Source organism: Yersinia massiliensis CCUG 53443, assembly GCF_000312485.1.
In the GTDB taxonomy this organism is placed as follows: Bacteria; Pseudomonadota; Gammaproteobacteria; order Enterobacterales; family Enterobacteriaceae; genus Yersinia; species Yersinia massiliensis.
In genome coordinates this window covers 75,515-100,983 of the sequence record NZ_HE997643.1, presented here as the reverse complement: position 1 = coordinate 100,983, position 25,469 = coordinate 75,515, and the positions used below count along the sequence as shown (strand labels likewise).

Below are 25,469 nucleotides of genomic sequence, written 5' to 3'. Positions count from 1 at the left end.
AATGCGTAAGGAATGGCTTTGGATCGGCATCGCAGGTGTGCTGTTATCAGCATGTACCAGTCAGCCTCCGGCACCCCAGCAACAAGTTCAGCAGACATACAATGGTCCGGTGGAAGAGATAGGCGGGGCTGAACCGCGCTACGAACCTTTTAATCCTAATTTTAATCAGGATTATAAAGTGAATGGCCAGTCCTACAGCATCGTTAAGGACCCGCAGAATTTTACCCAAACTGGCCTGGCAGCATGGTATGGCGAAGAAGCGAATGGCAACACAACGGCGACCGGTGAGATTTTCGATCCTAATGCTTTAACCGCCGCACATCCCACACTACCGATTCCGAGCTATGTTCGGGTGACTAACATCAGTAATGGTCGCCAGATAGTCGTGAGAGTGAATGACCGTGGCCCCTATACGCCAGGCCGAGTCATTGATTTATCTAAAGCAGCCGCTGACCGCCTGAATATCTCGAATAACACCAAGGTGAAGATTGATTTCATCAATGTGGCGCCTGATGGTTCACTGTCTGGCCCCGGTATGGTTGGCACTACTATCGCGAAGCAAAGTTATGCATTACCCAGCCGGCCGGATTTAGGCTCCAGCGGAATGGGGACACCGATACAGCAGGATGCACCGGCAGTCAGCGCTCCTGTACGCCCGATCGATAACAGCCATTTGTCTGGTGCTGACGCCACGCAGCCTGTCGCACCGCAAAGCAGCGGCTTCCTGCGCGCCTCCACGCCAGTCCCCGCAGGTGTATTAGAAGGTTCAGAGCCCGCCGCAGTTTCTTCACCCACAGCGATGGGGTCAGCTGCAGTCAGCCCGCCAGTAGTTGCTAATCCTGGCCCCGTGACATCTTCTGTACCATCAACGAGTGCAACAGCGTCGGGCGGTTATGTGGTTCAGGTCGGCGCGTTGAGCGATGCTCAGCGGGCACAAACTTGGCAGCAAAGTCTAAGCCAACGCTTCGGTGTACCGGGTAAAGTCGCCACCAGTGGCAGCGTTCACCGCGTTCAACTTGGGCCATTTAGTAGCCGTCAACAGGCCACCGAGTTACAACAACGCCTGTCGAGTGAAGCGCAGCAGCAGTCATTTGTCATCGCTGCACCTTAAACGGTACATACCTTGTAGCAATTTAAGGCGACTCCAATTCAGAAAACCGTAACTCGCTGTGCAAGCAGGATGTTACGGTGAGTACATGATGGTAACCGAGTGAATAATTTCACTGGTAAATATATAAACGCCACACAGGCATATACCTAAAGAGTGTGGCACGTTCTTAACTCACCCACGGATGTTGTTGTCCTGATCATGAAATATGTAACTAATTCTCGCACTATCAAGAGCCTAGCGCTCGGCAGCATTATCGTTATGAGTGCAGCTTCCGCTGCAAACGCTGATGACGTCAATCTGAAAACCATGATCCCTGGCGTGCCGCAGATCGACGCAGAAGCTTATATTCTGATCGATTACAACTCCGGCAAAGTGTTGGCTGAAATGAACGCTGATGCACGTCGCAATCCTGCTAGCTTGACCAAAATGATGACCAGCTATGTTATCGGTCAGGCAATTAAAGCGGGTAAAATCGGGCCGGAAGATATGGTGACCGTGGGTAAAGACGCTTGGGCGACCGGTAATCCTGAATTCCAAGGCTCCTCGTTGATGTTCCTGAAACCCGGTGATCGTGTTCCTGTCTCTAAATTGACTCGGGGTATCAATCTGCAATCAGGCAATGACGCTTGTGTTGCGATGGCCGATTACGTGGCGGGTAGCCAAGACTCATTCGTTAACCTGATGAATAACTACGTTAACGCGTTGGGCTTGCAAAACACGCATTTCAAAACCGTTCATGGCTTAGATGCAGAAGGTCAATTCAGCTCTGCTCGTGATATGGCGCTTATTGGTCAAGCACTGATTCGCGATGTGCCTGATGAGTACGCCATCTACAAAGAGAAAGAATTTACCTTCAACAATATCCGCCAGATGAACCGTAACGGCTTGCTGTGGGATACCAGTTTGAACGTTGATGGTATAAAAACCGGTCATACTTCTTCTGCTGGCTATAATCTGGTGGCTTCGGCTACTGATGGTCAAATGCGTTTGATTTCAGCGGTATTGGGTGGTCGCACCTATAAAGGCCGTGAAACTGAAAGTAAAAAACTGCTGACTTGGGGCTTCCGTTTCTTTGAAACTGTCGCGCCATTGAAAGTCGGAAAAGAGTTTGCTTCTGAGCCAGTGTGGTTCGGTGACAGCGATCGCGTGCAGTTAGGGGTTGATAAAGACGTTTTCCTGACCATCCCACGTGGCCGCATGAAAGATCTGAAAGCTAGCTATGTGTTGAACACGCCTGAAATTCACGCTCCGTTAGCGAAAAATCAGGTTGTTGGGATGATTAACTTCCAGTTAGATGGCAAAACCATCGACCAGCGCCCTCTGGTGGTGATGAACGAAGTTAAGGAAGGCGGTATCTTCAGCCGCATGGTTGATTACATCAAACTGATGTTCCATCGCTGGTTTGGTTAATCACTTGTACTGAAAAGTACCTGTGACTTGAAAACCAGAAAATTATCCCCACATTATAAATAATGTAAAACTCCCGCTCCGGCGGGAGTTATAATTTTGTAGTCGGAGATATTTTATCGTTCGACAACACAACCCAGGAGCGCACATGAAGACTAAACTGAACGAACTGCTTGAGTTCCCATGTTCTTTTACCTACAAGGTAATGGGCATTGCTGAACCTCAACTGGTTAGCCAAGTGGTTGAAGTGGTACAGCGCCATGCGCCGGGTGATTATTCTCCACAGGTAAAACCGAGCAGCAAAGGCAACTATCACTCCGTTTCCATTACTATCAATGCCACACACATTGATCAGGTAGAAACACTGTATGAAGAGTTAGGCAATCTTGAACTGGTCCGAATGGTCCTGTAATCGGCTCATTCTACGCCAGCAATATCGCTAATTGACTCCCATAATGGCCCGAACTGGTAATTGACACTTCGGGTCTTTTTTTGCGCGTAAGTCATGGTGATGACGTCGTTAAATCTGATACTCAATCATTGAATCTATTTTTTTATCAATCTCAAATCCGCTTTTTCAATATCAGAGTCGTATTTAAATATCAGAGTCGTGTTTTAAATATCAGAGTCATATTTTAAATATCAAAGTAGTGGCCCCACGCTATTGGGCTGGTATACTTGCGCCACCATTTCTGTAACCAGATGATGCCTCGCTTGCAACAACACAAGATCATTTTACGCCAGCTAGGGTTACAACCTTACGCACCTGTATCTCAAGCTATGCATAATTTTACTGAGTATCGTACCGATGCAACCGCAGATGAAATTTGGCTGGTTGAGCATCAACGCGTCTTTACTCAGGGCCAAGCTGGAAAAGCTGAACATGTCCTGATGCCTGGAGATATTCCAGTTATCCAAAGCGATAGAGGTGGCCAAGTCACCTACCATGGCCCTGGCCAGCAGGTCATGTATATCATGATTGACCTTAAACGCGCCAAAATGGGCGTGCGGCAATTAGTGACTGCCATTGAGAATACGGTGATCCAGACGCTGGCAAAAGTTGGCATTGAATCACAAGCGCGCCCAGATGCACCTGGGGTCTACGTCGGTCAGCAAAAAATATGCTCATTAGGGCTACGTATCCGTCGAGGATGTTCGTTTCATGGTCTAGCACTAAACATCGCCATGGATCTGGAACCTTTCCAGCGTATTAACCCGTGTGGCTATGCTGGCATGCAAATGACTCAAGTCAGTGAGTTGAAAATAGGCACATCCGTGACGGATATCCAACCGATACTCGTACAAGAATTCATCCAGCAACTCGGTTACCCAGAAGCTGAATTGCAACCTTGGCTAGTAACCGATTATTTGCCCCCCAGCGCACAGTAAAACTCAACGCCACGATAGTGCCGAGAAAGTAGGAAAGATTGGGGCTGATTGTGGTAGGGCAAAGATGATATAATTTTTAAACAATTTTCAAATATTTTTTAACGTACATCGCATCACGTTGAACTTAATGAAAAATCTCAAATTGAGAGATTCAGAACTGGAACCTGCACGATTATGAGTAAACCGATTCAGATGGAACGCGGCGTAAAATACCGTGACGCAGATAAAATGGCGTTAATCCCGATTAAAACCGTGGTTACCGAACGTGAGGAGCTACTGCGTAAACCCGCATGGATGAAAATCAAGCTTCCTGCTGATTCCAGCCGCATTCAAGGCATCAAAGCCGCAATGCGTAAAAACGGTCTGCATTCGGTTTGTGAAGAAGCTTCCTGCCCTAACTTGTCTGAGTGTTTCAACCACGGTACAGCGACATTTATGATCCTCGGCGCAATTTGTACTCGTCGTTGCCCATTCTGCGACGTGGCACATGGCCGCCCAGTGACACCGGATGCCAACGAGCCAGAAAAACTGGCGCAGACTATCCAAGATATGGGTCTACGCTATGTTGTTATCACCTCAGTTGACCGTGATGATCTGCGTGATGGTGGTGCCCAGCATTTTGCCGATTGTATTTCTGCTATTCGTGCCAAAAATCCAACCATTAAAATTGAAACGCTGGTGCCTGATTTCCGTGGCCGTATGGATCGCGCATTAGATATTTTGACTGCCACACCGCCCGATGTGTTTAACCACAATTTAGAAAACGTTCCACGGGTCTATCGCCAAGTTCGCCCCGGCGCTAACTACGAGTGGTCGCTTAAATTACTGGAGCGCTTTAAAGAAGCCCACCCTGAGATCCCAACCAAATCAGGTTTGATGGTCGGTTTGGGGGAAACCAATGCTGAAATCGTTGATGTGATGCGAGATTTACGCCGTCATGGCGTCACCATGCTAACTCTCGGTCAATACTTACAGCCAAGCCGCCACCATTTGCCGGTACAACGTTACGTCAGCCCTGAAGAATTTGACGAAATGAAAGCAGAAGCCATGGCAATGGGCTTTACCCATGCGGCCTGTGGCCCATTTGTTCGCTCTTCTTACCATGCCGACCTGCAAGCTAAAGGATTAGAAGTAAAATAAGCTAATTGGACCTCACTATTCATTTAGACCCAGCTTATCCATTCGGGCCTAAATTAGCTGAAATAACTTATTACATCTTATGCAACAGGCAACAAAAAAAACGGATTTCCAACAGAGATCCGTTTTTTGTTATCAGCGCCAATATTGTTGCTGATAATAGTCTTAACGAGTGCCTGATAATGCTGCCGTATTAATGGGTATCCCCTCAAATACAACTGCAATGATCAGTCTTTATGCTCGATAGGCGGTGTCGTTTTCGTCTCAGTCGCCGCTTTGGACTCTGCTGTGGTATTCGCTGCTGGCGCATCATCATTCGCCATGGCTTTTTTGAAGCCTTTTAAAGCAGCGCCCAAATCTGCACCTAACGTGCGTAATTTGCTCGTGCCAAACAACAACACGATCAATATGCCAACGACCAACAATTTGGTAATACTGATACCTTCCATACTGACCTTCTTGGTGAGTTCTGTTCATTAAATCATGAACTATTTACGAATAAATTTCCGATTAAGACAACAGTAATATGTAACAGATTTCGTTAGTGAACTATGATTTACTCAAGAGTCGTTTTTCATTATTTTTGACTTATTCCGGATGAGACATTGCCGTTAACATCCCCCCAAAGCAAAAAAACGAGGGAACCGCCAATTGCCTTATTCAAGTAGAATTAATACCCGCCGTTCGGGGCTAAGTTTTGCTAAGAGGACATATTTACCTCGGGCATTTGGCTTGGGTATTGGCATGTTTTGTGTCAGTGCTGTGCTCTACACCCAAAATTCACCTTTGTGGCTTTGGATAATGCTCGCGCTCAACGGATTAGTTTGGCCACATGTCGCATTTCTACTCGCTTCTCGTTCTGAAGAACCTTTTGAACAAGAAATTCTCAACATGAAGATAGACTCAGCTTTAGGCGGTGTCTGGGTGGCAATAATGTCATTCAATGCACTGCCCTCTGTCGTTATTCTATCTATGATGAGCATGAATAATATTGCTTCAGGTGGCAAAAATGTCTTTTGCAAAGGTCTGGCATTACAAATTGCCTGTAGTTTGCTGACCGCGTGGATATTTAATTTACCTTTTAGTCCCGAAACCTCGCCGCTACAAGTGTATGCCTGTCTCCCCATGATAATCATCTACCCTTCCCTACTCGGATTAGTCACCTATCGTACAGCGAAACGACTGGCCGAAAATAAGGAAGAGCTGTTGCGAATTAGTGTCAGGGATGGATTGACTGGCCTTTATAACCGCCGACATTGGGAGCATCAGTTACATAATCAATTTGATAGCTGTCGACGCTACCAGCATGGTGCCACACTGATTTTGTTAGATATCGATAATTTCAAATCCATTAATGATACTTTTGGTCATGCCGTTGGTGATGATGCAATAACTGTTCTCGCCGAAGAATTACTGCTGGGATTGCGGGCCATTGATATCGTTGGCCGCTATGGCGGCGATGAGTTTGGCGCTATTTTGCCAAATACCACAGCCGAACAGACCCGAGAAGTGTTAACGCGAATACAAGAAAGGCTAGCTGACTTAGTTTTTGAACAAGCTCCACCGCTACAACTTAGAGTCAGTGCTGGCATCGCCGAGTACAGGCAGGACATGATAAATTATCAACAATGGTTAAAAGCCGCTGACTCCGCACTCTATCTCGCGAAAGATAATGGACGTAACCGCATTGAATTAGCGAGCTAAAGAGCAAGCTACAAATTAAGGTTCACTCGGTGTATGATTTGATTTCAAGCATTGGTTTCTAAGTCGTGTCCGATAACCAATTGCAGGAGATGACATTCCTCCATAACCGCCTTCAAGGCTGATGATGTCTACGTAACCTTTTCATTAAGGCCGTAGCGTATCGCCTGAGCCTTTCTGATAAGCCTCCTATAGTTAAGAGATGCCCGCACAGCAGGTATAAAGAAAGGTATTTATGTTTAATACATTACTAGCAGTATTTATTGGTGGTGGTGCTGGCAGCGTGGCTCGCTGGTTAGTCAGTATGAAGCTCAACAGCCTTTCGCCTAACATCCCCGTAGGAACTCTCATCGTAAACTTGGTTGGTGCCTTTATTATTGGCCTGACATTAGCGCTGTTCACCCGCCTTACGCACATTGACCCCGTTTGGAAATTGCTCATTACCACGGGTTTTTGTGGTGGTTTGACGACGTTTTCAACCTTCTCTGTTGAAGTGGTCTACTTAATACAAGATGGCAAATTAGGCTGGGCGGCGGGTACCATTTTGCTGAACCTGGCCGGTTCGCTGGCGATGACGATACTGGCCTTTCTGCTGGTCAATCACTTCGCGGGACAGTAAAACCACAGAATAGACCGTCTTAATGTTTTCTTAATCTACGAGCAGGATAATCTTTTGCCAGAGAACAGTGAACCAATGTGGTGGCTGAAGTGACGGATATCACTATGTTTGGATTACCTAAGACGTGGAGTGAGTGGCTGACAGTGATTTTCTGCCTATTTGTCACCCTGTTTTTTTTAAAAAGCTTTTTCTATTAACGTTAATCACTTCTTTTGTTCTATCTATATCGTACCAATAAAAAACCCGCCTAATTGAGGCGGGTTTTAATAAATATGGGCTACTTAGATAGCGATAACATTAGCAGCAGATGGCCCTTTGGCACCGTTCGTGATTTCAAATTCTACACGCTGGCCTTCAGCAAGAGTTTTGAAACCGTTGCTAGCGATGGCTGAGAAATGAACGAAAACGTCCTTGCTGCCATCTTCTGGGGTAATGAAGCCAAAACCTTTAGATTCATTGAACCACTTAACGCTACCTTTAATCTTAGACATCAAACTTACCTTTACGTGAATGTTGGACACAAAATGTGTGTCAGATACAGTACAGCAATAGAACCGTTTTTTGTCCACAGCAGAGATCACAAAAAAGAGATAAAAAGAGAGAAGGCCCACTTCTCTGTCTCATTTTTAGCACAGAAAACCGCATTTTCTCTTTTTCACGCTAACCTTCACTAGCCCTAAAATCCGAGAGCAAAACCACCACACTGTATCTGAAAGCAATTCCCTTGTATTATACTTAGCCATTGGGTTCGCTAATATGAGATGCATGATGAACGGCAGAATAACAACTTTTTTTGAAGATAAAGGCTTTGGTTTTATCACCGATGAAAACGGAGATAACCGTTATTTTCACGTTATTAAAGTTGCTAATCCCGAGATGATCAAGAAAGGGGCTGAGGTCACCTTTGAACCGACAACCAATACCAAAGGGTTGTCAGCATTTGCGGTGAAAGTGGCAATAGAAAGCAAATACATCTTCATTGCCAATGAGAGAATCAAACTGACTAGCATTAAGTCATTCAATACCTTTACAAAAGAAGTACCTGCACAGGCTGAAGTCGATAAAGCTAATACTATCCTCTCAGTCAATTTACTGATGAATAAAATCCGTCCGCAGGAAGATGATATTTCAGAAAAAACCGTGCCATTGAAAATGTTGTCGATAACCACATTCCAAAATGTGACTTATACATTTTCTGAGCATGAAGTCGATATTGATAGCACAGTTGCTAAATTGAAGAGTATTTAAAACGGGATTTTGTCACTAAGCTTCACGGGATTGGCAATAATAGATAGCCCCACTTTAGATTGGGGCTATCTAGTGGTTTGATGCTGGCATCCCTGCCCGCGATGGTAGGAACATCCCTCAATAATCACTGGTGCTGACGCTGAAAGGAACAAAAGATTCGGTTCATTTTTTATTTTAATTATTTGAACATAAACATTTTAATTAACTCGACGTCTGTACGTGCGCCCAACTTCTTCATCGCTGAGCGTTTTTGTCCACTCACCGTTTTTTCACTTTTTTTCAGAATTCGAGCGATATCACCACCAGAAAAACCTTCATTAAACAACTTCAGTACAATATTTTCATTTGGTGTCAGATACTGGCGCTCTGATGAAGCCAAACTCAAGACATGAGCGCTTTTACGTTCGACTAAGTTTTCTTTCAGTCCGCGAAATTTACGTTTAAAGACATTTGTCACTTTATTAGTGACGGACTCAAGCGAGTCTTCCCTGAAGATCATCGTCACATTATTAAATCTTGGGATTCCTTGCAGGAAACTATTTAATCTGGCATCACAAATCAAAAAAACATCAGCTTCAGATGGGGATCTATCCAAACTTTTTAGCGCATCGAAAAAACTGAATTCATCAACGCCGATAAAAATTATATCTGCAGAATAGAATGGTTTCCGGTAGAATTTAATTTCCTTCTTAAATCCTAATGATGCGAGTGTTTTTTTAACTAGCGCTATCATGCCCAGAGTTTGATATTTATCATTATCAACTATCATACAGCTTATCATATTGGTCACATCCATTAGTGCCTAAGCACTCCAAAATCATTAACTTAAGCCTGTTTGTAATGAGGAAAATCTCATTACAAATTATAAAGATAATCTAGAAAATACCTCGGTCTAATTAGTAGACCATAGGGTGATTTTAAGATATATAGGATGTGGGTACTGGAAGTTGTAGGAAATGTCCTTTTCTTTAGTAAATATTTCTTAATACTTTACTTTCTAAGAAGATCACCACACGTGACAGCTATAAGATTCTATGTAAAAATACAGTTAAATTAGTAGCCTGAATAGGATGTATCTAATGAAAGTGAAGTGTCCTATGAAGCGGTACTTCTCATTTAAATTTACTGTAAGTCAAACTACTCTATGAGAAACGTCGGTTTACATGCCCTAAAAACGTTAAGTTGCTTTTCAGCCGTCACTTTCTATTCCGCCAGCAAAACCTGTACTGAGCAATGCTTCTTAGGTGGCGAAGTGATGAGTGTTTTATACTTCCTGTCGATCATTGCCACCCCACTGTTTTTCATGATCATTGGTTATATCGATTCTAATGATGAAATAGATCAACAAGATATCCTCAGAAAGTTAAAGTCCATCATAAGCATCATTATCTTCTGGAACGTTCTTTTCTACTTTATTAATGAGGATGGCTTCAAACGCGGTTATTTCCTGCAAAGTTGGCTTTTATTCAGCATTGCCATCATTTATCTCATTAATCCGATAATCTCTAAGGTATTGAAAAGTAACAGAACAACAATTATTACCCTGTCGTGCCTGGTCGTCTTTTCTGTCTCTATCGATTTGATCAGTGCTTTCTCAGAAAGGCCTTATTTTATTGATTTTCCACAATACTTTAGGCTATGGACTTGGATTTTCTATTATATGACCGGTAGATTCCTTTGCTCGCGGATATGCCAGAAAATTACAAAACTGCCGAGAATACGACTGATCGCCAAAGTGTTACTTATCCCGACTGCTGTTTCAATGTATTACTATGAAAGTTTTATGTCGATTTATGTGTATAAAACAGTTAATGCGGGATACTTCCTCGATAACTTTCACGTTTTAATCCTAAGTTTATGCTTATTTGTTATATTTGATAATTTTGACACTAAAATCGAATGGATAAGGAAAACCCTAGCTTATATCAGCCCTTCGATGATTGGGGTCTACATATTACATGATGGGATTTTCTATTTTATATCTAGCGCATATAACTTATCAGATGTCACACTCAGGTTTACGTTACTGCTATCCGTATTCGCCGCCTCAGTGCTGCTATCACGGATACTATTACTCAATAAATATACCTCGCGCTTTATCTCATTTTAATTGAGACATTCCAAGAGCTTCCATACTCAGTGGAAGCTAAGGATAATCTGCAAGTAGTTGAATATATCGCGTGTGGAAAAAAAATGATCTATTGAATCTGAATAATGGTTAGCTTATTACCAAATACGGCACCGGTATCGATATAGAGTTGATTTTTAAACAGCAACGGTTTTACCAAAGGGGTATGGCCAAAAATAAATTTATCTGCCCCTAAAATCACTTCGCTTTCTCCCTTCATGGCAGCATTAAGGCGTTTACGATTCCATAAAGCCATTTGCTCGCTGATGGGCTTATCATACTGGTACTCATCTGAAGGATAATCAGCATGGGCAATAATATACTTCCCTTGTTCTGTTGTGATCTCAATCACCAACGGTAATCGTCCTGCCCGCTTAATCAGTGGCTCAACCTGCGACCTCTTCATACTATCCAATAAGAAGAACCATCGACCGCCATTTGCGAGCCAAGTATCTACCGCTCCCCCAGCCAACACATCAATCGCCATTTGTTCATGATTGCCCCGCACAGCACGAAACCAATCGGCATTAAGAAGCTCATAGCATTCGATATTCTGGGGGCCACGATCCGCTAAGTCACCAACAGATACGAGTAAATCAGCATCACGTTCAAACTGAACACTGTCTAAGGTATCCATCAGTTTTTTGTAGCAGCCATGGATATCGCCCACAACAAAGATACGTCGGTATTCGCTGCCATTTATTTTGTGGTACATAGCAGCCTCCAAAGTCAGTACATTGCCTGTATTAACTTTAGTCGACTTAAATGTTGATTGGGCAATAAATAAGCGAGCTAAGAAAGGGAATTCGTCTTTACAATAAGATAAGCCGCTCGCAGGCGGCCTATCTTGCGTTGAAGTACAACTGTTGATGTACTACGAGGGCCGATATATGTCTCGGTAGTAAGCCAACCTTTCTCGGAAGAACTGGAGTTCATCTGACGAAAGTTTCGCTTCAACTTGATCAATCCTGATCTTCTTTTTTTGATTTTCCATAAAGGCAATCGTGGATGCCACAAAGTCCAGACTGGTATTGCAGTAGGTTGCAACAATCTTCTCAAGTGCTGACATTTTACACCTCCACGTTACACAGCACAGTATTTAACTTAACACAAATAATTATATTAAAACCGTGATGGAGATCAACCCTAGCCACTATCTCAACTCATAGCTGCCTTTTAAGCATCTGCCCCGCCGATTAACTTTATCGATTGAACCGCACTATTCTTAGCGAATCGATGATTTCTCACTCATTTTCCGCTATCTTCTTGGCTGTAACTTATGCGGACAGATGATGACGAGAACAGCATGAAATTAAGAAAGACAACATTGATTATGATAGCGATTGCACTGGCTGTATTTGCCTACACCTATTTTACTGGAGCTTAAAGCGACCCCACTCATGCTAAAAGTTATTGCTCAGGATTTTATCAAAACCGAATACATTGATGTGGTCATGCCGCTTTATAAAGCACTAGTTGACGCGACAAAACTTGAACCGCTTTGTATTTCCTATGATTTGTATATTGACCATAAAGACCCTGGCCATTTTGTTTTTATTGAAGAATGGCCGGACCAAGCGGCCTTAGATACACATTGCGCGACAGAACATTTCAGACGTTTAGTACCGCAAATCAATCAATATCAAAGAAAAGAGTGCATTGTCACCCTTATGCACCCTTTTGATTAACACGTAGAACAGCTCATCACGCCATGAGTTGTTCCTCTTCATGATATTGGTTTTGCCACATGGCAGCGTATCGGCCGTTTTTCAGCAATAGCTCATCATGCCGTCCTCTCTCGACGATCGACCCCGCTTCCAGCACGATAATCTCATCTGCATCTATGATGGTTGATAAGCGATGCGCAATCACTAACGTTGTGTGATCGCGGCTAACTTCGCGCAAATGCGCCTGAATTTCACGTTCAGTATGCGTGTCCAAAGCACTGGTTGCTTCATCGAAAACTAAGATAGCCGGATTTTTGAGAATGGTACGAGCAATGGCCACTCGCTGTTTCTCGCCGCCTGATAACTTAAGCCCACGCTCGCCCACTTTCGTGTCATAGCCGTCTGGCAAGCTGATGATGAAATTGTGAATATGCGCGAGTTTTGCTGCTCGTTCTATCTCTTCAAAACTTGCCGAGGTTCGACCATAAGCAATGTTATAGCGCAGCGTATCGTTAAAGAGCACGGTATCTTGTGGCACGATGCCAATTGCCTGACGCAAGCTGTCTTGAGTCACATGACGGATATCTTGATCGTCAATATAGACGGCCCCCTCGGTGACATCGTAGAAGCGAAACAGCAAACGGGAGAGCGTTGATTTACCCGCGCCTGAAGCACCGACAACGGCCACCGTTTTACCGGAAGGAATGGTAAAACTCACCTGATTCAATATCGGTCTACGTGGATCATAACCAAAACTGACTGACTCAAAGCGGACTTCCCCTTTGGTAAGCTGTAACGTCGTCGCATCGGGTTTATCCGTAATTTCTTGCTCAACCATCAGTAGATTAAGCATATTCTCCATATCGATCAGTGCTTGCCTGATTTCAGAGTAGATAAAACCAAAGAAGTTAAGTGGCTGATATAACTGCAAGAGATAGGCATTGACCAAGACAAAATCACCGATGGTCATTTTCCCTTGCGTGATACCTTTCGCCGCCATCGCCATCATCACCACTAATCCGATTGAGATAATAGCCGTCTGCCCTAGGCTCAATGCAGTAAAACTGAATTGATTTTTTATCGCAGCTTGCTCATACAGTTGCCGTGATGTGTTGAACCGTTGAGCTTCGAACTCTTCATTACCAAAATATTTTACGGTTTCATAATTCAGCAAACTGTCGATGGATTTCGTATTAGCGTCTGCGTTGGCCTGATTGAGTTCACGCCTAAAACGCGTTCGCCAGCTCACCGCCATGACCGTAAAGAGGATATAGCACACGACAGTGACAAGAATGGCGAGCGCAAACCAACCATCAAGCAAATGCCACATGATCAGCGAAACCAGCGTTATCTCAAATAAAATGGGGAAGATTGAAAACAGCAAACGGGAAAGTACCGTCGCAACGGCTTGTGTTCCGCGCTCGATTGACAGAGATAACCCGCCGGTTTGCCGATCAAGATGAAAGCGCAAACTGAGCTCATGTAATTGCTTAAACACACGCAATCCAAGCAACCGAGTCGCATTTTGGCTGATATGGATAAACATGACGTTGCGCAGCTCTTCAAATAATGAGGCGCTAATTCTCGCCACCCCATAGGCAATGATAAGACCAATCGGGATGGCCAGCATTTTGGCGCTTTCAGCGCTTAATGTGTCAATCATTGCCTTATAAGCAAGTGGCACCAGTGTTGTACTGACCTTCGACACCACCATAAATATAACGGCGGCGATCAGGTAATAACGGAGTCTGGGGTTATTCTTGGGCCACAGATAAGGCAATAAGAATTTGAGTAAGCGGGAACGATCCATATTTATGTCTTAGTCATCTCAGGTGAAATTGCTGTCATTATCTTTTTGATATTCTGCCACGTATCAATGTAATGGCCTAATCAGGATGTACAGTTTTTTTGACCAAGATGAACAATTCTCTTTGATATCTAAAAAATGTGATCGGAGTAACATTCATTTTATCGAAAGCAACCCGCTTTCATCTAAACAAACAGAAGAGAAAATATTATGAAAACAACTATCGCAGCACTGACCCTGATCGCAGCAATCTTGGCTCCAACTGTATCAATGGCAAACATCGGTGACAGTGAAAGTTACCGGGGCACATACTCTATCAGCCAAGGCCAAACAACAAGCACTGCTGATCAAACCGCTAAAAACTGATTTCTATTAAGCAACTTTCTCTGTATATCAGTTGCTAAAAATGAATAGCAGAAAGTCTCACGCTAAATTAATGGGACTTTTATTATTCGCTTTAAATGCTTAAGCCCGCCTAACATTTGGCGGGCTTTTTTATATCCATCTGAATTCTATTTCTATCTGCTCGCCTCAATCACATCGTCATTAAGTTGAACAATTTTATTCATCAAAAAACCAATAGCCCTGATTAATGAGTCCTGTTAGCTCAGCAACGAAAGCAGGATTTTGCAATGATTCACCTAATTCATGTTGGCTGACACAAGTGAAACGGCATAACGCATCTGCGCCATTAAAGTCGACCGTTTCCAGTTGTTCACTGTTAATGAAGAAATTTTCCCCGACTTGCAAAACACGCAATCCACTCAATCGGGTTAAGACCTCTCCATCTATCAAAGCCTCAACAACTTCATTTGGCTCAAAAGGAGGTTGTGCAGGTGCGATATCCAATTCGTGGCGCGGCGTCGTGGCAAAACGACCAAACCACTGCTTGAAATCCTCTGGCTGATTGATCATGTCGTTCATCATCCTGCGCAGACGATCGAGTTCATAATCTTCAACTTTTCCAGGATGCTCCCGACACGTAAGGTCTGGATCGCTGTAATGTTCGCCGCCAAGATCATTTTCCAGCGCATAGTCCGCAAAACTGCTGATGAGATCCCGGCCATTTGGCCCACGGAAACCCACTGAGTAGTTGAATGCCGTTTCATGGGTGAAACCGTCATGAGGGAATCCCGGAGGAATGTATAAAATATCACCCGGTTCAAGATCTTCATCGATGATAGGCGTGAAAGGTTCAACGTGTAGCAGTGCCGGATGTGGGCAAAACTGTCTCAATGGCAGTTTATCGCCAACACGCCAACGGCGGCTGCCCATCCCCTGAATGATAAAAACATCATACTGATCAATATGTGGCCCAACCCCGCCGCCTGGAACGGAAAAAGAGATCATCAGGTCATCTAAGCGCCAGTCTGGTAACACGCGAAAGGGCCGTACAAGTTCAGCAGAAGGGGCGTGCCAATGGTTAACGGCTTGGGCTAACAGCGACCAACCTGTTTCACCCAGATTATCAAAATGCTCAAACGGCCCGTTACTCGCTTGCCATTGACCGTCAGTATGACTGACCAGGCGGCTGTCGACCTCCGGCTCCATTGCCAAACCCGCCAATTCATCCGGCGTGATAGGATCGACAAAATTCGGAAAGGCATTTTTTATTACAACAGGCTGTTTTTGCCAGTATTTTTCTAAAAATTCGGGCCAGTTAAGATTCAGTTGATAAGCCATGCTTTATACCAGTGAGAAAAAACGGGCCTGATTATAAAGTGGCTGACACCTTGGCCGCCTTGTCATGGGTCAAGACAGTGCGCACGGCAGAAAAAATAACGCGGATAGCAACGTATCATGAAGAGGGAACCGTGTGCGGTATCCGTACCACACACTTAGCAGACCTTATTCAATCGATATTGTCTTGGCCACCAATAAGCAAACGGGCTATTTATGCAGCGGTTGACGTTTGAGTACGATCGAACACGTGTAACGATCTGCTGGATGGATGGAGACCGTGGTTTCGAAGGTTTCGCCGTGATGATCGAGGTAGCGACGGACAATTCTCAATGCCGGTGAACCCGCCTCAACGCACAATGCTTTGGCGACCTTTGCCGGTACACCTACTGCGGAGATGGTCTGCCTAACTTCATCGCTATGAATACCATAGTGCTCTTCAATCAAATCGCTGATGAGTGCATGGGGATCACTACGTACCAACTGTTTCACTTTGGCAAAATCAATACTGGCATAACTATCAGTCCAACAAATAGGTGCATCTTTTTTCTGGCTGTCTTCACGAATACTAGCGATGTGTAACCAGCGAGAACCCGGTTCGCAGCCGATAACCAATGACAACTCATGATCAGCAACAATCTCATCGACCTTCTTCACTACCCGCACATTATTTTTGGCCAGTACCAGCAAATCTTCCAGATAGGCTAATGGGTGATTCATGCTGCCCTTCACCTGTTCCGACACCAGCGTACCGATCCCTTTATGTCGGGAGATCAATCCTCTTTCTGTCATATCGCGCAAGGCTTCGCGAACCGTATGACGGCTGACCTGATAGTGTTCGCATAGCTCCATTTCCGAAGGTAGCAAGGACCCTGCGGGATACTTGCCTGAAGCAATGCTCTGCACCAGTTCACGTGCAATTCGTTGATACAAAGATTCTTTCATAGGCAGCAATCTTCAAAAAATAATGATGAACCACATCACAAAATCATCGTAAAAGACTTTATTTTAAATGTCCGTACATTATAGATTGTCCGGACATAATTAAATGTCCGTACATTTACAGCATGTCTGTACATGATGATTTAAGTGACATGGCAGCCTCAGAACGATAATCGTGAATGATCTCGGGGCTTCTCCATGGCGCAGTCTACCACCATTTTCACCGCTAAAGAGGTTTTTATGGCTTCCAATGTTCTTGATTCTATTCTATTTAGAGATTCGTTCGGGACACCCGAAATGCGTGCCATTTTTGACGATCATCAGTTGATCCGCAACTATGTCACTGTCGAAATTGCGCTGGCAAAAGCCCAAGCCCGCTGTGGTGTTATCCCTGCACAAGCGGCGCAAGAAATCGCCGAGAAATGTAATGCCGATACGCTGGATTTCGATTTGCTGCGCCATGAAACCGAGATTGTGGGCTATCCGATATTACCGCTAGTTCATCAAATATCGAAACAAGCAGGTGAATCAGGTGGTTACGTTCATTGGGGAGCCACCACACAGGACATTATGGATACTGCGGTTGTTATGCAAATCCGTGATGCTTTAGACGTAATTGACCAAGATATCAATACCTTGCGCCAAATTCTGGCCGATCTCGCTCGGCGTTATCGCAATACCCCCATGGCGGGTAGAACTCACCTACAACAGGCTCTACCGATCACTTTTGGTTATAAAGCGGCTATCTGGCTGGACATGTTCGACCGCCATGCTGAGCGCTTAGCACAGGCGCGTCCACGTATTCTGGTAGGCCAATTTGCGGGAGCTGCGGGTACTTTGGCATCACTGGGCGATAAAGGATTGGCAGTACAGCAAGCGATGATGGAAGAGTTATCCCTTGGCGTGCCGGTATCGACATGGCACGTCGCACGGGATGGTTTTGCTGAAGCCGTTAACCTGCTGGGGTTGATCACCGGCTCGCTGGGTAAAATCGCCTACGACGTTATGTTACTGGCCGCCAATGAATTTGGTGAACTGTACGAACCCTTTGTCAAAGGACGTGGTGCCAGCAGCACCATGCCGCAAAAACGCAACCCGATTTCCAGTGAATTGATGCTGGCTTGCGCTAAGGGTGTGCGCCAACAAGCGGGGCTAATGCTGGATGCGATGGTGCAAGATTTGGAAAGGGCCACAGGGCCATGGCATGCCGAATGGATAGCCATTCCGGAAAGCTTCATTCTTACTGGCGGTGCGTTGTATCAGGCCAAATTTATGCTCAAAGGTTTGATTGTGGATGAACAAGCTATGGCCAAAAACCTCGATATGACCAAAGGGTTGATTGTCGCCGAAGCGGTCATGATGGGGCTCGCACCTTACATTGGCCGACAGGATGCACACGATATTGTCTACGACGCCTGTCGTATCGTAAATGAAGAAGGTGGCAGACTTGCCGACGTATTAAACGCCATGCCTGCCGTCGCAACACGTCTTGAGCCCGCACTAATCGAACAGTTGACCGACCCCGTTAACTACCTGGGTATGGCACCCGAAATGGTGGATCAGGTGTTAAAGAGTTCTGCGGCTAAAAACTAACGGTCTGAATCCAAACGACCCACTCGATTGAGGAGATGACCATGTCATCAGATTCATTCAAGGGGAAAAAGATAATGGCGACAGTGATCCCACTCTTGCTGGGTGCCATTATCTGGTTTTCTCCTGTACCGGAAGGGCTGACACCGCAGGCATGGCACATGTTCGCCATTTTTGCGGCAACCATCGCAGCCATACTCACCCAACCGCTGCCGTCAGGTGCAGTCATGTTGATTGCACTTTGTGTTGCCATTTTTACTGGCACACTCACCGAAGCCAAGGCGTTATCGGGCTTCGCCAGCGGAACAGTATGGTTAATCTTCTGTGCTTACATTCTTTCTCTGGGGTTTGTCACGTCAGGGTTAGGCAAACGCATCGCCTATAAAATGCTCTCTCTTTTTGGTGGCAGCAGTTTAGGGATTGCCTATTCACTCGGCGTGTCTGACTTGATTATGGCGCCTGCCATGCCATCAGTGACGGCGCGATCGGGTGGCATTATCTTCCCCATTGCCCGCTCAATAAATGCCGTGCTTGGATCAGAACCGGGAAAATCAGGAAAAAAAATCGGCGATTTCCTCACTATGGTCTGTTTCCAATTTACCCCGATTACCGGTGCAATCTTCCTCACTGGGATGGCCGCCAACCCGCTCGTCGGTAGCTTGGCGAAAACCTCACTGGGTGTAGAGATCACTTGGGGTGGCTGGTTTGTTGCCGCCGTCGTACCGGCAATGGTCTGTTTTTGTTTGATGCCGCTCTTGGTCTATCGAATCATCAATCCAGAGCTAAAAAAGACGCCTGAAGCCAAAGAAATGGGCCGCCATGCGCTCGAAGAACTTGGCCCCATGACACTCACGGAGAAAAAAGTCGCCGTGGGCTTTCTGCTCGCGCTCATCGGCTGGGGAACCAGCTTGCTCACCGGTTTGTCTGCCACTAGCGTTGGATTGGGATTAGCCGCCTACTTATTTGCCTCACGCGCGGTAGACTGGAAAGCACTGCTGCAAGACTACGCTGCATGGGACACCGTCATATGGTTCAGCGTCATTATTAGCTTGGCGACTGGTCTATCAGACCTTGGTTTCATTCCTTGGATGACCGTCAAACTGGGAAGCTCTGTTCATGGATTCGGTGCCATGCAGACTTTCGTTATCCTCGCCCTGCTCTATATTTACGTTCACTATTTATTTGCTACCGCCTCGGGACATGTCGCTGCACTGTATGCCCCCTTTGCCGCCACGGCTATTGCTGCCGGAGCTCCCCCAATGATGGTGGCCATCTGCTTTGGGATTTTCAGTAACCTGATGTGGGGCAATACTGAATATGGTGGTGGCCCCGGCCCTATCTATTTTGCACAGGGATATTTTGAGCGCCCTCGCTTTTACAAAATCAATTTTTGTGTCGTCACCGTGAACGTGATCATTACCTTGGTCGTCGGGTTGATGTGGTGGCGTTTGCTCGGTCTGTACTGATGCTATCCCCACCGTGGGGGATCCCTCACGGTGAATTTCCCCCCAATGAGTACTGCCTAAGAAAACCACTGCGATGTGGTTTTCTTCGTTTTTCGGTAACCTGACTTTACTTCATCCCCTTAAACACATTTTCCTTGCGAAAATAGATGTCAAGTGACATATATGTTAGATGTCATGCGTCATCAATCTTCACATAAAAGGGTCATCAATATGAAATACACCACTTTGGGTCGTAATAGTGGCCTTCGGGTCTCCGAATTGGCACTAGGAACAGGTAACTTTGGCACAGGCTGGGGATATGGTTCAGAAAAAGAAGAGGCAAAGCAGGTATTCGATCGTTATGCCGATGCGGGCGGAAACTTCATCGATACCGCTGATGGTTATCAATTTGGACAATCAGAACAGATTGTGGGCGAATTTATTGCGGCGGAGCGTGATCGTTTTGTGGTCGCGACAAAATATACTTTAGGTGCTCACTCGACACCCAGCGTCGGTCAGACAGGCAATAGTCGCCGTAATATGATTGCTTCAGTGGAAAACAGCCTAAAACGACTCAATACCGATCGCATTGACTTACTGTGGGCACACTTTGATGACCAACTCACTCCGCTGGAAGAAATTGTTCGTGCTTTTGACGACCTTATCCGCGCGGGCAAAATTCATTACGCCGGACTGTCCAATTTCCCCGCTTGGCGCATCGCCCGAGCAGAGACATTGGCAGAACTGCGCGGTTGGTCGCGTATTGCTGGCATTCAAGTGGAATACAGTTTGGTACAGCGAACTGCTGAACGTGAGTTGTTACCAATGGCTGAAGCGCTCGGATTGGCCGCTACGTTATGGTCACCGCTGGGTGGCGGGCTGCTGACCGGCAAGTATCGCCAAAGCAATGAAGGCCGCTTACTCGGTTTCGCTGGCCGATTGGTGCATACCGAGCAAGATACCTCTCTACTGGATGAAGTCATTTCTATCGCACAAGAACACCAGGTGCAGCCGCTGCACATTGCCATTGCTTGGCTACGTCATAAAGCAGCAAACGCCAGTACCAGCCTAATCCCTATTTTAGGCTCTCGCACCGCCGCACAGTTGGATGACACGCTGGCAGCGCTGAACGTCACCTTAAGTCATGAGCAGATGGTGCGCCTCGATAAAGTCAGTAGTATCACGTTGGGCACACCACACGATCAGATTGCCGGAACGCTGGCTCGGTCACAAGGAGGGGATAGTTCGCTCTTCATTACACCACGGTCACCGCGTGCATGATTTAACTTATTTATTGATGATAGGCAACATCTATTAATATGTTAACATGCCATATTATGACGTTGCCTGCCCAATAAAGGAGAAAATGATGGCTCGAGTATCAAAGCAACAGATGGCGCTCAATCACGAAGCGATAGTGCAAACATCTTCAAAATTGTTCCGAGCTCGGGGTTTAAATGGCGTTAGCGTTAACGACTTAATGGCAGCCGTCGGTTTGACACACGGCGGATTCTACGGGCATTTTGCCTCCAAAGATGAATTGGCCGCGGCCGCTAGCCGTAAAGCGCTCGATGATTCTCGCGCTCGTTGGCAGGAAATCAGTCACCTCCCTGAACAATCTCAATTACGTACTTTTGTGGAGTCATACCTCTCCCCTGAGCACCGTGACAATATGGAGAGTGGCTGCGCCATTACAGCATTAGCAGCAGATGTGGCTCGTGAAAATAATGAAAACCCTGTCTGCGAAGTGTATCTCGGTGGCGTAAAAGCCATGTTAGACAGATTAGCGTCTTTGTCCGATATCGAAAACGATGAACAACGCAGGCAGCATGCTTTGGCGCAGTTTGCAATGTTGTCCGGCGCGTTGGCCCTGGCTCGCGCAACCGCTGGCGATAAGATATCAGATGAATTTCTTGATGCGGCCAAAAAGGCACTGCTTAACGAGCTTTGATGGCAATGTGTATCCCGCCAGCATTAATATTAAAAAAGCCCAACCTTAATGTGACGGATGGGCTTTATTATTTGAGATGTAAAGCATTAATGGTGTACTGAATTGATGCTGTGATAGTTCACTCCACGGGTAAACGACTGAGCCAACAATCGTTTTTAAAGAAACTATCACAGCACTATACAGTTAACACTGAAAGTATAAACGAACATTAAACGTACAAAGGTTACATTGGCTCAACCTGTATTTTCACAAAATACTTGAGCAGACACTCATATTGACTAAGCCATAATTCTTTTTTCTTTGGCCATCTTTATTCCCCATACAATCACCATAATAATCAAAATGATGAGACATAGAGCAAAAGCCAATGCACAGGCTTGTGCCATATTCATGAATCTTATGCTCGGAATGAGATACCAACCGTCTGCTTGAACATACATATCGATAAACCATTTTTGTATGTCATCCAACGAAGCATCAAACGGAACTACCGGAGCATCATAGCCACAATCACCCGTGGGTTTAAACCACTCTGGCGACCACTTTGCTAAAGGTAGCCCCAATGGGAAGTGCGGATCAGTAGAGCATCCTTGTACCCCGAATAGCGCATCATCAGCACCATGTACTGCGTGATGGATCCCATTGAGTTTTATTGAGTAAAGTAGGCCAATAATCGCACCATAAAAACAAGCGATAACCCCGACTAATTTCAGCATTAAGTTTTTAGGATTGATCAGTGCGATAAGGCTACCAAATACCATGACTAACATGGCAAATCGAATATAGACGCATTGTTCACACGGATTCATATAGAGATAAATTTGAAAAAAAGAGTGTGCAACAATCACTAACCCTCCCATAGCGACAGCCATGAGCAGCCATAAAAACCGCTTATTTTGCCAACGATAAAGGGTCTCGATAGGCGAAGAAAATAAGTTTCTTATCATGCCCATTTTATCCCCCTTTATTGATTCGCTAATTGCTTAATCAACTCAGCCATTGAATCAACAGATCGAATACTTTTGGTTAAAATGAGATATTTACCATTAACGACAAATGCAGGCACACCTTGTATTTTGGCAATATCATAAGCATATTCCTGCCACCGTTTGAGCCTAGCCTGTACTTCTGGATCTAATTTAGCTTGTTCGAAATCGACTTTGCTCATGCCAACAGCATCAAGCCCTGTTTTTAGGAAGCTGTCTTCACCACCATCCCAACGCTCTTTTTTATCGTGATAAGCAGTATAGTAAGCAAATTTTGCTTTTTTAAATAAAGAGTTGTCATCCAGAATAGAAATACCACTTTCTTGATCTTTATTTATCAATACAGCAAACAACTCACTAGCAACAACCCCATATTTTCCCTTAGTCTCGAGGTGAAAAGGTTCAAACTTAACAATATCACTGACTTGTTGCATCACAACAGGAGTGACGCCTTTATCATATCGATAACAGAATGGGCAGTCATAACTGAACACTTTAATTAGCGTTCCATTAGCATCCGGAATTGGCTTATCCAAAATAATATAATCAGTGCCTGCAGTAAAAGCTGATACGCTGAATGATAATATTGCACATGTGGCAATTAGGCCTTTAGTCAATTTTTTTAGAAAATAGGCTAACATAACTCAACTCCTCATCAATTATTTATCGTTATCGTCATTATCAAGTGAGTGCCTTGCCCAAATTAATTTAGGGCAAGGCTAAGTATTCATTATTGTTCGAAGGATTTTTCTAAACTAAATGGCATAGCTTGATAGCCAGTTGTATTTTTTAATTGGATTTCAACAGAGGGCTCTTTGGCATTCCACTTAAACTCATTGATGAATGGATTGGGTGACGTTAGAAATGCACCAGTTGAGAGGTCAAATTCAGCACCGGCGGTAGCAGAGTATACGAAAACTGAATTCTTATCTTGCTGATACTCAGTTAATGATGTTACTGGGCTATACCAACTGTTTCCTCGTTCTTTCCCATATTCCCAAATTTGCTGAACTGTTTTTGCCTTCTGATCAATCTTGTAAATAACAGCGCGACTATACTTCATTGTTGGCAAAGCGGGTTGTTCCATGCCGCGACTATCGCCATTATCAAAGCTACTGACAAAAATACTATCGCCTTTACTCATACTATCAATCTTAAAGGCAGTGTGCTGTGTCCATGTCCAATCAAAATCGCCTTCACATTGACTATTTTCACATTTTATAGCCTTACCTTTAGCATCAACTGGGGTGAGTATTTTATCCTTATATTTATCACTCCAACCTTCAGGACTACCGAGAATCCACTTAACCTGCTTATCTCGGCCAATTTTCACAATTGCACTCTGGTGACGTGAACTAATAATAATCGAGTCATCCTCAGTATCATGATCAACACTGTTAACGTGCGCCCAATTTCGCCCAGCACCACTACCTACGATATCGCCGAATTGATCTGAAGAATCAAGTTTAGCCAGTTCTTCCGTCGTCAACGTATGACCTGCCTGAGTTGCATCAATATTTAAACAGACAGCGCCTTGATCAAGGACTTTAAGATTAATGTCGCGGTATGGATCCAAGATATCAAATAAGCGCCATTCATCAACAACGTTACCATTGCTATCAATCTCAATAATGACATCACGCACTGTTCTAACATTTTTGCCATCAGGGCGTTTATAATTTGAGCTCGCTACACGTAAGAAATAGTTGCCGTTAGGAGAATTGTCCATTGAATGGGAATAGTCATTATAATTTCCTGGTAAACGACGATTAAAGACTTCGCGCCCCATAATGTCGTATTTAACATAGCGTTGACCAAATCCCCAACTGAGCGCACCATCAGTATTCTGTTTGAAGCCCATCATAACACCCGCATTATAGAGGGAGTTGAGATCATAAATCGGAGGAACAAACATATACCAGCGAATTTCCCCTGTGGTATCAATAATAGCGTTCTGTGGATAATAGTTCCATTCTAGCGCGCCACCTGTTGGATTATTCCAAACAGCACGAGTTCCCTTACCTGACTTATCTAAAAAATTATTAACCAGATATAATCTATCTTGAAATTCTGGTGACATTTTATTGACTTTAGTATCAAACATTGCTGATTTTTGCCCCCCTAATCCATTGGGTTCTACATAAATAGGTGGGGCGTAGATTTGATATGACTCCTTAATTTTTTCGGCTTGAGTCCCATAAATTCGAGTGTATTCGACTTCAACTGTATTAACATAATCAGAATAGAGCCCAAAGATTGGAATGCCGCCGTGGGTTAAGAGATTTTTATTCGCAATGGTATATTTTATTTCCTGCCCTTTATCTTTTGGAACAATTCGCACCATTGCGTCTTTGAGCACATATCCCCCATTTTTGATAATGGCAGTCAGGGGCGCAATTTCGTAAGGGTTCATAATAATTTCACCAATCTTACCGGGAACCTGATAATCAACTTTAGGTCCGCTGGGTCCACCAATAGCCTGTACGGTTGACGGTATAAATGCTGCTGTAGCAGCCAACAATAGAGTGGGAACAAGAATACGTCTTAGTCTTATCTTTATCATACAGAAGCTTCCTTATATGCTAATAGTAAAAATAAATTAAACATTCTGTATCGCTTTATTATATTGCTGATAAATATTATTGACCTATCATCAACTTG

At 44.7% G+C, this 25,469-nt stretch carries 26 protein-coding genes and 1 riboswitch; of the genes, 15 read left to right on the top strand and 11 right to left on the bottom strand.

Features of this window, described 5'->3' with window-relative positions:
• Position 1: 1 nt before the first annotated feature.
• The 5 genes from rlpA (at position 2) to lipA (ending at position 5,047) form a co-directional block, all read left to right on the top strand.
• A complete protein-coding gene (gene rlpA / locus BN68_RS00610; RefSeq protein WP_019209219.1) occupies positions 2-1,111 on the top strand; it encodes an endolytic peptidoglycan transglycosylase RlpA in 1,110 nt (369 codons plus the stop codon).
• 198 nt (positions 1,112-1,309) lie between these two features.
• Positions 1,310-2,521, top strand: coding sequence for a D-alanyl-D-alanine carboxypeptidase DacA (dacA, locus tag BN68_RS00605; RefSeq protein WP_019209218.1), 1,212 nt, complete (start codon positions 1,310-1,312; stop codon positions 2,519-2,521).
• Between the two features lie 145 nt (positions 2,522-2,666).
• Positions 2,667-2,930, top strand: a complete 264-nt coding sequence (ybeD, locus tag BN68_RS00600; protein ID WP_019209217.1) for a DUF493 family protein YbeD — start codon at positions 2,667-2,669, stop codon at positions 2,928-2,930.
• Positions 2,931-3,220: 290 nt separating this feature from the next.
• Positions 3,221-3,907: a lipoyl(octanoyl) transferase LipB gene (lipB, locus tag BN68_RS00595; RefSeq protein ID WP_019209216.1), complete on the top strand. Its 687-nt coding sequence runs from the start codon at positions 3,221-3,223 to the stop codon at positions 3,905-3,907.
• A 174-nt stretch (positions 3,908-4,081) separates the two neighbouring features.
• Complete coding sequence (gene lipA, locus BN68_RS00590) at positions 4,082-5,047, top strand: lipoyl synthase (RefSeq protein ID WP_019209215.1); 966 nt, start codon at positions 4,082-4,084, stop codon at positions 5,045-5,047.
• Positions 5,048-5,271: 224 nt separating this feature from the next.
• Here lipA and tatA read toward each other — a convergent pair whose 3' ends face one another.
• Positions 5,272-5,493 (bottom strand): Sec-independent protein translocase subunit TatA, encoded by a 222-nt coding sequence (gene tatA, locus BN68_RS00585; protein WP_019209214.1) that lies wholly within the window; start codon positions 5,491-5,493, stop codon positions 5,272-5,274.
• Between the two features lie 202 nt (positions 5,494-5,695).
• Here tatA and BN68_RS00580 point away from each other — a divergent pair, with 202 nt between their 5' ends.
• Together BN68_RS00580 and crcB are read left to right on the top strand one after the other, a co-directional pair.
• Positions 5,696-6,748, top strand: a complete 1,053-nt coding sequence (locus tag BN68_RS00580) for a diguanylate cyclase (RefSeq protein ID WP_071822378.1) — start codon at positions 5,696-5,698, stop codon at positions 6,746-6,748.
• Positions 6,749-6,824: 76 nt separating this feature from the next.
• Positions 6,825-6,886, top strand: a riboswitch (Fluoride riboswitch).
• Positions 6,887-6,980: 94 nt separating this feature from the next.
• Complete coding sequence (crcB, locus tag BN68_RS00575; RefSeq protein ID WP_019209212.1) at positions 6,981-7,364, top strand: fluoride efflux transporter CrcB; 384 nt, start codon at positions 6,981-6,983, stop codon at positions 7,362-7,364.
• Between the two features lie 281 nt (positions 7,365-7,645).
• On the opposite strand, the gene cspE is transcribed toward crcB, so the two are convergent.
• A complete protein-coding gene (cspE, locus tag BN68_RS00570) occupies positions 7,646-7,855 on the bottom strand; it encodes a transcription antiterminator/RNA stability regulator CspE (protein WP_002210315.1) in 210 nt (69 codons plus the stop codon).
• A 277-nt stretch (positions 7,856-8,132) separates the two neighbouring features.
• Here cspE and BN68_RS00565 point away from each other — a divergent pair, with 277 nt between their 5' ends.
• On the top strand, positions 8,133-8,612 hold the full coding sequence (locus tag BN68_RS00565; protein WP_019209211.1) for a cold-shock protein: 480 nt from the start codon (positions 8,133-8,135) through the stop codon (positions 8,610-8,612).
• A gap of 178 nt (positions 8,613-8,790) precedes the next feature.
• On the opposite strand, the gene BN68_RS00560 is transcribed toward BN68_RS00565, so the two are convergent.
• Positions 8,791-9,381 (bottom strand): helix-turn-helix transcriptional regulator, encoded by a 591-nt coding sequence (locus BN68_RS00560; protein WP_042806459.1) that lies wholly within the window; start codon positions 9,379-9,381, stop codon positions 8,791-8,793.
• Positions 9,382-9,756: 375 nt separating this feature from the next.
• Here BN68_RS00560 and BN68_RS00555 point away from each other — a divergent pair, with 375 nt between their 5' ends.
• Entirely contained in the window at positions 9,757-10,722 is a 966-nt protein-coding gene (locus BN68_RS00555; RefSeq protein ID WP_019209209.1) for an acyltransferase family protein, read from the top strand.
• Between the two features lie 88 nt (positions 10,723-10,810).
• On the opposite strand, the gene BN68_RS00550 is transcribed toward BN68_RS00555, so the two are convergent.
• Together BN68_RS00550 and BN68_RS00545 are read right to left on the bottom strand one after the other, a co-directional pair.
• Positions 10,811-11,455, bottom strand: coding sequence for a metallophosphoesterase (locus BN68_RS00550; RefSeq protein WP_019209208.1), 645 nt, complete (start codon positions 11,453-11,455; stop codon positions 10,811-10,813).
• A gap of 159 nt (positions 11,456-11,614) precedes the next feature.
• Positions 11,615-11,809, bottom strand: a complete 195-nt coding sequence (locus tag BN68_RS00545) for a glycogen synthase (RefSeq protein WP_019209207.1) — start codon at positions 11,807-11,809, stop codon at positions 11,615-11,617.
• A 331-nt stretch (positions 11,810-12,140) separates the two neighbouring features.
• On the opposite strand from BN68_RS00545, the gene BN68_RS00540 reads away from it, so the two are divergent.
• Positions 12,141-12,428, top strand: coding sequence for a putative quinol monooxygenase (locus tag BN68_RS00540; RefSeq protein ID WP_019209206.1), 288 nt, complete (start codon positions 12,141-12,143; stop codon positions 12,426-12,428).
• A gap of 16 nt (positions 12,429-12,444) precedes the next feature.
• On the opposite strand, the gene BN68_RS00535 is transcribed toward BN68_RS00540, so the two are convergent.
• Positions 12,445-14,217: an ABCB family ABC transporter ATP-binding protein/permease gene (locus tag BN68_RS00535; protein WP_019209205.1), complete on the bottom strand. Its 1,773-nt coding sequence runs from the start codon at positions 14,215-14,217 to the stop codon at positions 12,445-12,447.
• Positions 14,218-14,424: 207 nt separating this feature from the next.
• Here BN68_RS00535 and BN68_RS24090 point away from each other — a divergent pair, with 207 nt between their 5' ends.
• Positions 14,425-14,580, top strand: coding sequence for a hypothetical protein (locus tag BN68_RS24090; RefSeq protein WP_019209204.1), 156 nt, complete (start codon positions 14,425-14,427; stop codon positions 14,578-14,580).
• Positions 14,581-14,775: 195 nt separating this feature from the next.
• Here the strand turns inward: BN68_RS24090 and BN68_RS00530 are convergent, their stop codons facing one another.
• Entirely contained in the window at positions 14,776-15,897 is a 1,122-nt protein-coding gene (locus tag BN68_RS00530) for a ribosomal protein uL16 3-hydroxylase (RefSeq protein ID WP_019209203.1), read from the bottom strand.
• Between the two features lie 207 nt (positions 15,898-16,104).
• Positions 16,105-16,839, bottom strand: a complete 735-nt coding sequence (locus tag BN68_RS00525; RefSeq protein WP_019209202.1) for a GntR family transcriptional regulator — start codon at positions 16,837-16,839, stop codon at positions 16,105-16,107.
• Positions 16,840-17,076: 237 nt separating this feature from the next.
• Here BN68_RS00525 and pcaB point away from each other — a divergent pair, with 237 nt between their 5' ends.
• From pcaB to BN68_RS00505, 4 genes are all read left to right on the top strand, one after another.
• The gene (gene pcaB / locus BN68_RS00520; protein WP_042806457.1) at positions 17,077-18,429 is read left to right on the top strand and encodes a 3-carboxy-cis,cis-muconate cycloisomerase; all 1,353 of its coding nucleotides are present in this window, start codon (positions 17,077-17,079) and stop codon (positions 18,427-18,429) included.
• 41 nt (positions 18,430-18,470) lie between these two features.
• On the top strand, positions 18,471-19,892 hold the full coding sequence (locus tag BN68_RS00515) for a DASS family sodium-coupled anion symporter (protein ID WP_019209200.1): 1,422 nt from the start codon (positions 18,471-18,473) through the stop codon (positions 19,890-19,892).
• Positions 19,893-20,102: 210 nt separating this feature from the next.
• Positions 20,103-21,152, top strand: a complete 1,050-nt coding sequence (locus BN68_RS00510) for an aldo/keto reductase (RefSeq protein ID WP_042806350.1) — start codon at positions 20,103-20,105, stop codon at positions 21,150-21,152.
• A gap of 88 nt (positions 21,153-21,240) precedes the next feature.
• Entirely contained in the window at positions 21,241-21,822 is a 582-nt protein-coding gene (locus BN68_RS00505; RefSeq protein ID WP_019209198.1) for a TetR/AcrR family transcriptional regulator, read from the top strand.
• 278 nt (positions 21,823-22,100) lie between these two features.
• Here the strand turns inward: BN68_RS00505 and dsbI are convergent, their stop codons facing one another.
• The 3 genes from dsbI to BN68_RS00490 all read right to left on the bottom strand — a co-directional run bounded on the left by dsbI (position 22,101) and on the right by BN68_RS00490 (position 25,371).
• The gene (gene dsbI / locus BN68_RS00500) at positions 22,101-22,775 is read right to left on the bottom strand and encodes a protein-disulfide oxidoreductase DsbI (protein WP_019209197.1); all 675 of its coding nucleotides are present in this window, start codon (positions 22,773-22,775) and stop codon (positions 22,101-22,103) included.
• Between the two features lie 11 nt (positions 22,776-22,786).
• Entirely contained in the window at positions 22,787-23,449 is a 663-nt protein-coding gene (locus BN68_RS00495; RefSeq protein WP_019209196.1) for a thiol:disulfide interchange protein DsbA/DsbL, read from the bottom strand.
• Between the two features lie 89 nt (positions 23,450-23,538).
• Complete coding sequence (locus BN68_RS00490; RefSeq protein ID WP_051144528.1) at positions 23,539-25,371, bottom strand: aryl-sulfate sulfotransferase; 1,833 nt, start codon at positions 25,369-25,371, stop codon at positions 23,539-23,541.
• Positions 25,372-25,469: the final 98 nt, after the last annotated feature.